The organism is Methanolacinia paynteri (assembly GCF_000784355.1).
Lineage (GTDB): Archaea > Halobacteriota > Methanomicrobia > Methanomicrobiales > Methanomicrobiaceae > Methanolacinia > Methanolacinia paynteri.
Genome location: NZ_KN360926.1, coordinates 130,409 through 140,245 on the forward strand (window position 1 = coordinate 130,409; position 9,837 = coordinate 140,245).

Sequence of the window (9,837 nt, forward strand, 5' to 3'; positions counted from 1 at the left end):
GTTGCTCTGTCAGATGGTTCCGAGATGTCAGCTGATGAACCAGGAAGTACAAAAATCTCTGGACCGGTTGTTCGAGCAGCGCAGGGAGCACATAAACACGGGTCAGGTAGTCAATGCCGCATACGATACGGCGAATATCCGGACTAAGTTATATCTCTTCCTTAATGACAAGGAGATCCTGTATCTTAAAAAAGAAGGAGTGATTTGAACGGACGGTAAAAAAAAATTTCAGTAATAATTCCGGAACAGTTAACAGACTGCCGGTTCATCAGGGTCAGGGCAAAGGACAAGGCTGCATTAGATCCGAAGTGGCAGACGCTCAGGAATTATCCGGCCGCAGACCCGGAACTCCTCAAACATATTGAGGCAGGAGGCAATTACGGTGTAATGCCCGCCGGCGGAGTATGCATACTCGATGCAGACAATGCAGCGGAACTTGTCCGGCTCCACGCCCTCGACATTTTTTCGGATACTTTCTTCGTAAGAACGGGGGGCGAGGGATTCAGGGGCCATTTTTATTTCAGGTGCAATTTTCCCGGTTCCAAAAAGATCATCCTTTACCATCCGGAAACAGGAAAAGAATTCGGAGACATCCGGCCGTCGGGCTGTAAGGCATACTGCCTCGGCCCGGGGAGCATTCACCCGTCGGGAAAACCGTATACGATTGGAAACGACCGCCCGGTAAGGGAATTCACGTACGAGGAGATCAGGGAGAAATTGTTTTCGAAAGTCGGGACATCAGCGGATAAAAAGGAGAAACAACCCACAGGAGATTCAAACAAAACCGAAAACAACCTTGTCGACGAACTCGGCCTCACGGTTACCGAATTCCTGATGCCGTTAAACCACACCGTCCGGAACGGCCAGGTGGAAGGAGAGCATCCTGTCCACGGTTCCGAGACCGGGACCAACCTGTCGGTCGACCCTGTGAAAAATATCTGGTACTGCCGCCGTCACAACAGCGGAGGCGGTCCCCTCGAAGCACTTGCCGTATCCGAAGGAATAATCGACTGTTCGGAGGCGGGGAAAGGATCTCTTAAGGGGCACTGGCCGGAGATATTTTCCGCACTCGAAAAAAGAGGCTACGGCGAGAGACTCAAAGAATTAAAAGACTTAAAGGACCTGAAAAGTTCCCGGGATAAAAAAAAACTAAAAATATCCCCGTAATAACAGTCAACTCCCGGCCGCTGAACGAAATTTCCGAAGATGCGATCAGTGTACTCGAAGAGGCAAACCATCCGCCGTTTCTCTTTCATCGCGGCGGATTCCTGGTCAGGATAGAGAGGGACGAGCGAAACATGGTCGAGATCAGGCAGATCAGGGAAGACGCACTGAGGGGTGTTCTTGCCCGCTGCGCAAGGTGGATCTCGTTGAAGCCGGTCGGAAAAAAGAAGGAGGACATCCGCTGGGTTGAAAAGACCGAAAATCCACCTGTAACGGTTGTCAAGGATATCCTCTCGCTTCCGCCCGGTATGCTGAACGTTCCTTCGTTGATAGCAGTCACCCACTCACCGATCATCCACGATGACGGGACGATTATCGCAGAGGAAGGCTACGACCCGAAGACAAAGACATATTTCGCTCCCGAACCGGGCTTTGTCCTGGAAGAGATTCCCGATCTCCCCGGCGAAGAGGATATCGAAAATGCACTCGTTATCCTGCAGGATGTCTTCGTGGATTTTCCTTTTGTCGATAATGTCTCGAAATGGAACGCCGTCGGTGCACTGATCACCGCGGTCTTAAGGCCGGTGATCAACGGCCCGGTCCCGTGCTGGATCGTCGACAAACCACAGGCGGGGAGCGGGGCGAGCCTGATCCAGAGTGCGATACATATGGCGGCGACGGGGAGAGACCCGAGTATCGAGGTGATCCCCAAATCGCCGGACGAATGGGAGAAGCGGACGCTTGCAACACTTCTTTCAGGCAGGAACATCTGCATTCTCGACAACATCTCGATCAGGCTCCGGTCCGACATCTTCGCGGCAATCCTGACGTCGAGGGAATGGAAGGGGAGGATTCTCGGAAAGTCGGAGGAGGTGTCCCTTCCGGTGAGATGCTTCTGGATGGCGAACGGGAACAATATCCAGTTCGGCGGGGATATCTCCCGGAGGATCTGGGTCTCGAAGATCGATCCCCAGATGGCTCTCCCGTGGCAGCGTGACGGGTTCATTCACCCGGACCTCCTCAAGTGGATTCAAAAGAACAGGGGAGAGATCGTCGCGGCGGTTTTTATCCTTGCAAAGGCGTGGATCACGGCGGGCAGGCCGAAGCCCGAAAAGATCATGCCGATCGGCGGATTCGAAGAGTGGCGTCATACCACCGGGGGAATTTTGGAGAATGCGGGAGTTGAGGATTTCATGGGGAATGCGATGAACGTCTACCTCGACGGCGACGTCGAACTGAGACAGTGGGAGAACTTTATCTCATCGGTCTTCGAGGTATTCGAAAGCCGGCCCTGGACCGCGGCCGATCTCTACAGGCGCCTGAACTCCGAGGAGTCGGGGGAGAGCCTCAATCCCCCGATCAGGGTTATGGATACGCTGCCCGACCATCTTGCGGAGATCTATATCTCGAAGCCGACGGGATTCACCCGTGCCTGCGGAAATGCACTGAGCAAACAGGAAGGAAGGCGTTTTCCCTGCGGGTACATGATCAGGAGAGGCCAGACGAGGCAGAGCGCCCAGCAGTGGATTATCGCAGAAATTATTGAGATCAGGACAAATCCAGGGGAGGCGAACGATGAGAGGACGGAAGGTAACTGACCGGGCGGGCCACGGATGCACTCCGTCGGTCCCGGCGGGCGATCTGTTAGTTAGTTGTAGTTATATTCCGTTCAGTACAGATCCAGAAAAAAAAGAGAATAAAGAAAAAAGGAAAAATAAAAAAATCGATCTTACCGTGGACCGGATTCCGCCTCACGAAACTATCATAATTCGTACCCGGGATTTTTTATTTCGCTTCATTAAGGGTGAGGGATAGATGCCGGAAAATATGCTGATGGCCGGCCCGGGTCTCAATGAATTATTGTTCTCAATAAACGGCGAGCTGCACACGACTCACCCGGATACGGATTCCGGTCCGGGTACATGGAGAACGACGAAACTCCTGGGCGGCCGCCGGTGCGTATACCTGTACCCTCCTCCGGTTCATCCGTCCGAAAACGATCACGCCCGGGCATGGAAAACCGGAAAACTCCTCGCCGAAAATTCCGAAGCGGATATCCCGACTGCAAGAGCCTGGGTTTCGGACGATTACCTTTCGCTTGTAGTCTACGACATGAGGTCGCAGTTGTATTTCATCTGCCCTCACTCCTGGGCCTGCCAGGTTGCATGCCGGAAAAGGAAGGTCTCAAAAATGATAAAATGCGAAAAGGAGATGATCCCGTGAACCCTCATATCTTCCTGAAACAGTTGAGTAAAACTTAAATATAGGTAAAAAACGGCCGGATCGTGGATTTTTTGCATCCACACAGAAGCCCTGTACGCCACGATCTCGCACCGGATCGATATAGACATCGTCCGGAGAAATGAGGGCATTCTCGGGCTTTTATATCGATGCAATTTGGGGTTTGTTTGGCGTAAAACGACGGATTGGGGGGATTTTTTAGGAGGGTTCAATATGCTCTGAAAATGGGGAAAATAATCTCGAATTGAGGATTTTTGGGGTGTTTTGACCTTAGGAAACCGTCATCTCATTCCCTGAACATTTGAGGGAGTCGGCCTAAATTAGTTTCTCCGCTCAATTCCCTGAAATCTAAAAATGAGTTGTTTGGAAATCAAAACAGGGAGTATATTCAGATTCTTAAGCGGAATACTATTTTATGTATTCAGGATAAATGTTCAACAATACTAAAAAAGTATCCAAATAAAGCAGAAATCCAGGATATTTGAAATCCCTACTCATAATTGATAATTAAATCAACAATTCATCATGGGGGAGAGATGAAAAAGAAAGAAAAACTTACAATCATGGTATCATCAACAGTCTATGGTGTCGAAGAACTTTTAGAGAGGATATATTCGCTTTTAACCACCTACGGGTATGACGTGTGGATGTCACACAAAGGGACGGTTCCGGTATTTTCAAACAAAACAACAATTGATAATTGCATTGCTGCTGTTAATAATTGTGATCTCTTTTTAGGATTAATCAACCCGAATTATGGATCAGTAAATGATGATGAGGGAATATCCATAACACACCAGGAATTAAGAAAAGCAATAGAATTAAAAAAACCAAGGTGGCTGCTGGTCCATGATCATGTAGTTTTTGCCAGATTATTTCTCAGATATCTTGGATATGAAAACCAGAAGAAAAGGGATGCCCTCTCATTACGTGAAAATACAATACTTGACGACCTCCGCGTTATCGATATGTATGAAGAAGCAATACTATCACAGGAACCCCGTAGAGACCGAAAGGGAAACTGGACCCAAAAATACTTTTATGATGAAGATGCTGTTCTTTTTGCCAGGGCACAATTCTTTCGCTACCAGGAAGTCGAGGCGTTCATAGAAGAAAATTTTAAGGATTATAATCGTGTTTCCAACGCGATTCAGGATAAAGGAGACAGCTCATGAATATTGATCAATCGAAAAAAATCCTGATGCTCGGTGGGGAAGGCCAGAATATAGAATTTAAGAGAAACTGCCGGGATCTAAATTCGATTGGAAAGGTTATCTGCGGTTTTTTAAATTCGTCAGGAGGATCAATTCTATGCGGAATCTCCGAAAAATTCAATCTCTCTGGAATAAAGATCACCGAATCTGAAAAAAATAATATCGAAAAAGAAATTCAGCAACAGATTTCCCCTAAAGCACTTGTATCTTTCGATATATATGAAATAGAAGGTAAAAAAATCCTGGCAATTGAAGTCCCGGCGGGAAAAGATATTCCTTACGCATTTCAGGACGTAATTTATATTAGAAGTGGAAATAAGACACAAAAAGCCGATATTTATACCATAAATGATATGGTTTTAAGCAAACAGGTCGAACCTCACCGATGGGAACGTCGTTTTTCAATAGCAGATATAAATGAAGACATTGAATTAAATGAATTTAATCAGGCAATAAAAGAGATAAGCAAACGTTTCATATTTCGCGATAATCACAACCTGAATATGATCCTTGAGGATCTTTCAGTGGCAAGATACGGTCGCCTAACTAACGCAGGAGATATCCTCTTCTGTAAAAATCCGGCAGAAAGATATCCACAGGTTCGGGTCCGTGCCTCATGCTATATATCTGATAAATCCGATGAAATCTATAAAGATTTAAAATCCTTTGAAGGGCCGCTCATTTCGGTTCTCGAAGAACTATTCCGTTTTATCCAAAGAAATACGGCAACAAAATCGTTATTTGACCCTAATGATCTCAGAAGACGGGATGAATCGTTTTACCCTACAGATGCAATTCGTGAAGGTCTAGTAAATGCATTCGTTCACAGGGACTATAGCGATTTTTCAGGAGGAATTATTGTCAGTATTTATCCGAAAAGTCTTGAGATTTACAATACGGGATCTTTTCCGGAAGGAGTCACACCGGATAAACTCTCAGAAGGGCATATCTCGGTTCTCCGAAATCCTGATATTGCGCATGTTGTTTACCTGAGAGGTCTTATGGAAAAAACCGGAAGAGGAAGTGTACTGATCCGGAGATCGTGCGAGGAACATGGATTGCCTCCGCCTGAATGGACATGCGATCAAAATAGTGTCACTTTAACATTCTTCGCCCCGGAAGTTACCCCGGAAGTTACCCCGGAAGTTACCCCGGAAGTTACCCCGGAAGTTACCCCGGAAGTCACCCCGGAAGTCACCCCGGAAGTCACCCCGGAAGTCACCCCGGAAGTCACAAAAATTCTAAATGCACTGAAAGGTGAGATGTCAAGGAAAGATCTCCAGGCGGCATTGAATCTAAAAGATGCCGAAAACTTCAGGAAAAGTTATCTTCTTCCCGCAATTGAAAATAATTTTATTGAGATGACAATCCCGGATAAACCGAAGAGCAGCAAACAAAAGTATCATATCACAGATAGAGGAAAACAGATATTACAGATTATCCTGTCCGAAGAATGATCGAATATCCTAAAAATTGTTTTAACAGGAGAAGGATTTTTTTCATACTGAAATTTCTACTTTTTTTGATTGTTCAAGAGCATGGTGAAAATTATTATAACACAGCCGCGTCAAATTTTCAACCAGAGCAAAAGTTTCAGTTACCGGGGACATAATTACGTCACCGGCTCCTTCAGGAACTAATCTCTATCGATCCCAGGAAATTATGGAAGACACAGAGAAAACCAGGAAAAATATCGTCCTTTTCATTGCAGCAGTCTGCATCATATCCTTCGCACTGCTGTTCGCATACACCGCTTATCACCACATATTCACGCCGGATACGGTTTATTTCGCCGGAGCATTTCCATTTGAAGAAACGGATTTAAGTCCCGGTTCCGTCATCCTGGATCTAAACGATTCCGATTTCGAACAATACCCCGTGCTTTCGCAGCTGGTAAACGACCCGGAAGGAGGCCATATTACATTCAACCACTTCGAATGGAACTATGACGAAATCCAGGATTTCAGGGATCAATATTGCGTTAAAAGAGAATTAAACAGGTATGTCCGGTGGAACGGGACCTGTTATCAGATCGTCGTCGGCCAGTCGTGACGATGAGTATTAAATGGATCCGTCCACACAATGACGGACCGATACGATAAAAGAAACACATGGGAGGAAGCAAAATATTCAAAACAAACATGGAGCTAATCACTATTTTTTGTATTTTTGCCATATTAGGACTGGTTCTCATTGCCGGGTGTATCGAGTCCGGCGTTTCAGGTGCGGAAGCGGTGGTAATCAAAATCTCCCCGGGTGGAGAGAAGATATCGGAGACTGTCATACCCTGCTCCGGTATTCACCAGACGTCCCCATATATCCGCACCCTCCCCGCGAAAATATCCGGGAACGGATCTTTTGTCATAATCCAATATCCCAACATATCTACGGAATTAATAACCCGTGCAGTTATTATCGACAACAACGGCAAAATGATAAAAGATACCGTCTTCCCGGCGATCGACAAAGATATTTTCGACCTGATCGCATTTGAGAACGATACCGTCGTTGCCATTTCAGAAGACGGGATACTGTATTCCTTCAGTTCAAACGGAGACCTGGTATCAGGGACAAGCGTCTTCGAACTCGACGGAGAGATCACGAAGTCAGGATACACATTCGCTTCCGCCGCCCCTGCAGCAGGTGAAGAGATCGTCCTCGCAGGTGAAGACAAAAAACCCGGGTACGTGCAGATCCTCAATATTTCCCCTGAAGAAAAGAAAGTCAGCGAGACCAGGATCAAAATCGGCGGAATGCCGTGGATCCACAAAGTAATTCAGACAGATGACGGAGGTTTCCTGGTCGGCGGCTCATATTCGGACTCCGCCTCGTTTCCTCATTCACGGCCGTGGATTGCAAAGACGGATGACAACGGCAGCCTGCTCTGGGAGAATAAATTGGGCAGCGTGAACGATTCTTTCATCGATTTTTATGAGAGCGAAGACGGGGAATACCATATCATCTATGCAGCGCAGGTAACCGGTGAAAACGGATCGTACCGCGATCAATATATAGAGGCAATTGTGGATAACAGCGGGAATATGGTAAGTACGGCCAATGACAGTATTTTGAAATACCCCAAACTGATCTCGAAAGACGGCCTGATATTTACAGAAACCATATCCGGCACAGACGGCGGGAAAAAACTGCATATCATAAAAACAAATGCCGAAGGTGAAACGGAATGGGATAGTCTCTGTGAACTGTCAGAGTCTTCCGCGACCAGCTCCAGTATAGGTTCCGGGATAGTCCGGACGGTGGACGGGGGATACCTGATAACCGGAGCGAGATATTATTATTGAAACAGTTTTCGGGAAATATTATGCAGTCAGTCGAATTCATTTCAAAAATGAAGGAAGCAGGTCTCTATAAGATCCTGTTTTTTTTAACAATTGTATTCAACAGTTTCATTTTAGCACTTTTTTCGGCATCCGGACTGGTCTACCTGTTATTTCAATATTTTGACATGTTTTCCTTCGTAAATTTGTATATAGCAGCCCTGGTAATTACAATTTTAGCAGCAGCGTCGGCATTCACATTATTGTCTTTAAAATTATTCGATTACAACCCGTGGGCGGCCGTCGGAATTCATATGGTGCTTTTCGCATTATTCGGTTCGCTGCTTATCGGTATGACGATACATGATCTTAAAAATTAATTTTTGGAGGGTGCAATGAAATTAAAACTTCTTTTAGTAATTTTTTTAGTATTATTATTGCTCTTCGCAAACCATCCGGTTTCGGCGCTTTCTTCCCCCGGGGATGATAATCCCATATCGATTGTCATCACCTCTCCGGCAAACGGTTCCAGATTCCATAGCGACGTTGTTCCCCACCAGGTCAGGGTACTTGCGAACATCTCTTCGACATACAACATAACCGGGGTTACCCTCGACAGCGGGTGGGAAACCATCGAAGCAGAGGAGCCTTTCACCGAAATCGACGAAGAGATCCGGATCGACAGCAGCGGGAACAGATCGATCGTAGTTACGGCCCGGGATGAAAAAGGCAATTTGGTATCCGGGACTACCGAATTCACCATAATTATCGGCCCTCCGGTAAGTCAACGATATGCGATGCAGTTTACAGTCCGGGGACAGATCACGGATTCGAACGGGAAACCTGTAAACGACTGCCGGGTCCGGATAAATTCTTCGTTTTACAAATATCTCGGTGAGTATATGGGATCGACCAACGTGACGGACATCAACGGCAGCTACCTGATCAAGAATGTCTACGGTCCGGACCTTATGATTACGGCAGAAAAGGAAGGTTACCTGAAGTATGAAAGCGTTGAAAGCTTCGAGAGTGACAACGTAGAATTCGATATCGTTATGATGCCTGAGAAGAAGGAATTACCATTACCCGGTTTCATTATAATTCTCAGTACCGGACTGGCTGTTTTTCTTAGGAAAAGGAATAGAATGAAAAGAAATTGATCTCGGGTAAGGATTGTCCCTTAACACAAGAGCGTTGCCAGCGCATAAAAAAAATCAGCAACCATCACCCACAGTTTCCTTAAAGATTCTCAAAATTTCAATTATACCAAATCTAAAAAAAATATCACCAGTTAATAATATATTTCATTCAACTTTTTTTGATGATTGTTCAAGAGCATGGTGAAAATCGTTATTATATGGTCAGGTCATATTTTCAACCGGGGGCAGATGAAGGAGTGATCCTTCACTAAACCCTTTTTAGAGAAAGCAAAGTATCGGTTAAGTAAAGGACCTGGCCTCAGGACTCCGATTACCACATCAAACCTGTTGCCTGGTCTTTCATTTGCCGACTAACAAACCGGCACCACCTATGTCAGCATTATTGCAGATTAAGGTTTGCATGCCGGTAAAAAATTAATTGAGGTAAAAAAATGGAAACAGAATTCGGTATGCGGGCCCTTGGCCTGCTATTGGTAGTGGCACTAGCCGGTGCGATCTTCGTTCCGGGTGTAAATGCTCATAATGCTACGGGAATATGGCTTGATAGTTTTGATCAATTAGCCGGACAAAAAGATATGTCCCGTTATAATCCAGAGATTAAGATTACTCCAACAAAAAGGATCGATGAAGAGCAGGCTAAATTATATCCCGGTTTAATGATTATGGATTCAAAACGCAAGGAAGAATTTAAAGAAATCGATGCTAAGGTTAAAATTCTCTCAGACGGAAAAATGACACTTTCGGTACCAAATCAGGAAAAAGTCGCAGGTACCAAAAGTA

Annotated in this window: 10 protein-coding genes and 1 pseudogene; all 11 read left to right on the plus strand. The window is 45.8% G+C overall.

The genetic code is table 11. The features are described from left to right. Nucleotides 1-34: 34 nt before the first annotated feature. The gene (locus METPAY_RS03100; RefSeq protein WP_157198979.1) at nt 35-208 is read left to right on the plus strand and encodes a hypothetical protein; all 174 of its coding nucleotides are present in this window, start codon (nt 35-37) and stop codon (nt 206-208) included. A gap of 59 nt (nt 209-267) precedes the next feature. Continuing rightward, complete coding sequence (locus METPAY_RS03105; protein WP_245611507.1) at nt 268-1,167, plus strand: bifunctional DNA primase/polymerase; 900 nt, start codon at nt 268-270, stop codon at nt 1,165-1,167. Nucleotides 1,168-1,298: 131 nt separating this feature from the next. Further along, nucleotides 1,299-2,762 (plus strand): hypothetical protein, encoded by a 1,464-nt coding sequence (locus METPAY_RS03110; RefSeq protein ID WP_048149036.1) that lies wholly within the window; start codon nt 1,299-1,301, stop codon nt 2,760-2,762. A gap of 217 nt (nt 2,763-2,979) precedes the next feature. Next, nucleotides 2,980-3,387 (plus strand): hypothetical protein, encoded by a 408-nt coding sequence (locus METPAY_RS03120; protein ID WP_048149040.1) that lies wholly within the window; start codon nt 2,980-2,982, stop codon nt 3,385-3,387. Between the two features lie 554 nt (nt 3,388-3,941). Continuing rightward, a complete protein-coding gene (locus tag METPAY_RS03125) occupies nt 3,942-4,580 on the plus strand; it encodes a DUF4062 domain-containing protein (protein WP_048149082.1) in 639 nt (212 codons plus the stop codon). Continuing rightward, entirely contained in the window at nt 4,577-6,076 is a 1,500-nt protein-coding gene (locus tag METPAY_RS03130) for an RNA-binding domain-containing protein (RefSeq protein ID WP_048149041.1), read from the plus strand. The genes METPAY_RS03125 and METPAY_RS03130 overlap by 4 nt, the downstream gene beginning before the upstream one ends. A 205-nt stretch (nt 6,077-6,281) precedes the next feature. Continuing rightward, entirely contained in the window at nt 6,282-6,671 is a 390-nt protein-coding gene (locus METPAY_RS03135) for a hypothetical protein (RefSeq protein ID WP_048149043.1), read from the plus strand. Nucleotides 6,672-6,730: 59 nt separating this feature from the next. Further along, nucleotides 6,731-7,921, plus strand: coding sequence for a hypothetical protein (locus METPAY_RS03140; protein ID WP_048149045.1), 1,191 nt, complete (start codon nt 6,731-6,733; stop codon nt 7,919-7,921). Nucleotides 7,922-7,941: 20 nt separating this feature from the next. Further along, the gene (locus METPAY_RS03145) at nt 7,942-8,277 is read left to right on the plus strand and encodes a hypothetical protein (protein WP_157198980.1); all 336 of its coding nucleotides are present in this window, start codon (nt 7,942-7,944) and stop codon (nt 8,275-8,277) included. Nucleotides 8,278-8,292: 15 nt separating this feature from the next. After that, nucleotides 8,293-9,057: a carboxypeptidase-like regulatory domain-containing protein gene (locus METPAY_RS03150; RefSeq protein WP_084600667.1), complete on the plus strand. Its 765-nt coding sequence runs from the start codon at nt 8,293-8,295 to the stop codon at nt 9,055-9,057. Nucleotides 9,058-9,488: 431 nt separating this feature from the next. Beyond that, a pseudogene (locus tag METPAY_RS03155) lies at nt 9,489-9,837 on the plus strand (hypothetical protein); the annotation flags it as partial.

Bases quoted from the DNA above. Each gene is read 5' to 3' on its own strand.
- METPAY_RS03135 (WP_048149043.1), top strand. From the start codon at position 6,282: ATGGAAGACACAGAGAAAACCAGGAAAAATATCGTCCTTTTCATTGCA.
- METPAY_RS03145 (WP_157198980.1), top strand. From the start codon at position 7,942: ATGCAGTCAGTCGAATTCATTTCAAAAATGAAGGAAGCAGGTCTCTAT.
- METPAY_RS03120 (WP_048149040.1), top strand. From the start codon at position 2,980: ATGCCGGAAAATATGCTGATGGCCGGCCCGGGTCTCAATGAATTATTG.
- METPAY_RS03150 (WP_084600667.1), top strand. From the start codon at position 8,293: ATGAAATTAAAACTTCTTTTAGTAATTTTTTTAGTATTATTATTGCTC.
- METPAY_RS03125 (WP_048149082.1), top strand. From the start codon at position 3,942: ATGAAAAAGAAAGAAAAACTTACAATCATGGTATCATCAACAGTCTAT.
- METPAY_RS03110 (WP_048149036.1), top strand. From the start codon at position 1,299: ATGGTCGAGATCAGGCAGATCAGGGAAGACGCACTGAGGGGTGTTCTT.
- METPAY_RS03140 (WP_048149045.1), top strand. From the start codon at position 6,731: ATGGGAGGAAGCAAAATATTCAAAACAAACATGGAGCTAATCACTATT.
- METPAY_RS03100 (WP_157198979.1), top strand. From the start codon at position 35: ATGAACCAGGAAGTACAAAAATCTCTGGACCGGTTGTTCGAGCAGCGC.
- METPAY_RS03130 (WP_048149041.1), top strand. From the start codon at position 4,577: ATGAATATTGATCAATCGAAAAAAATCCTGATGCTCGGTGGGGAAGGC.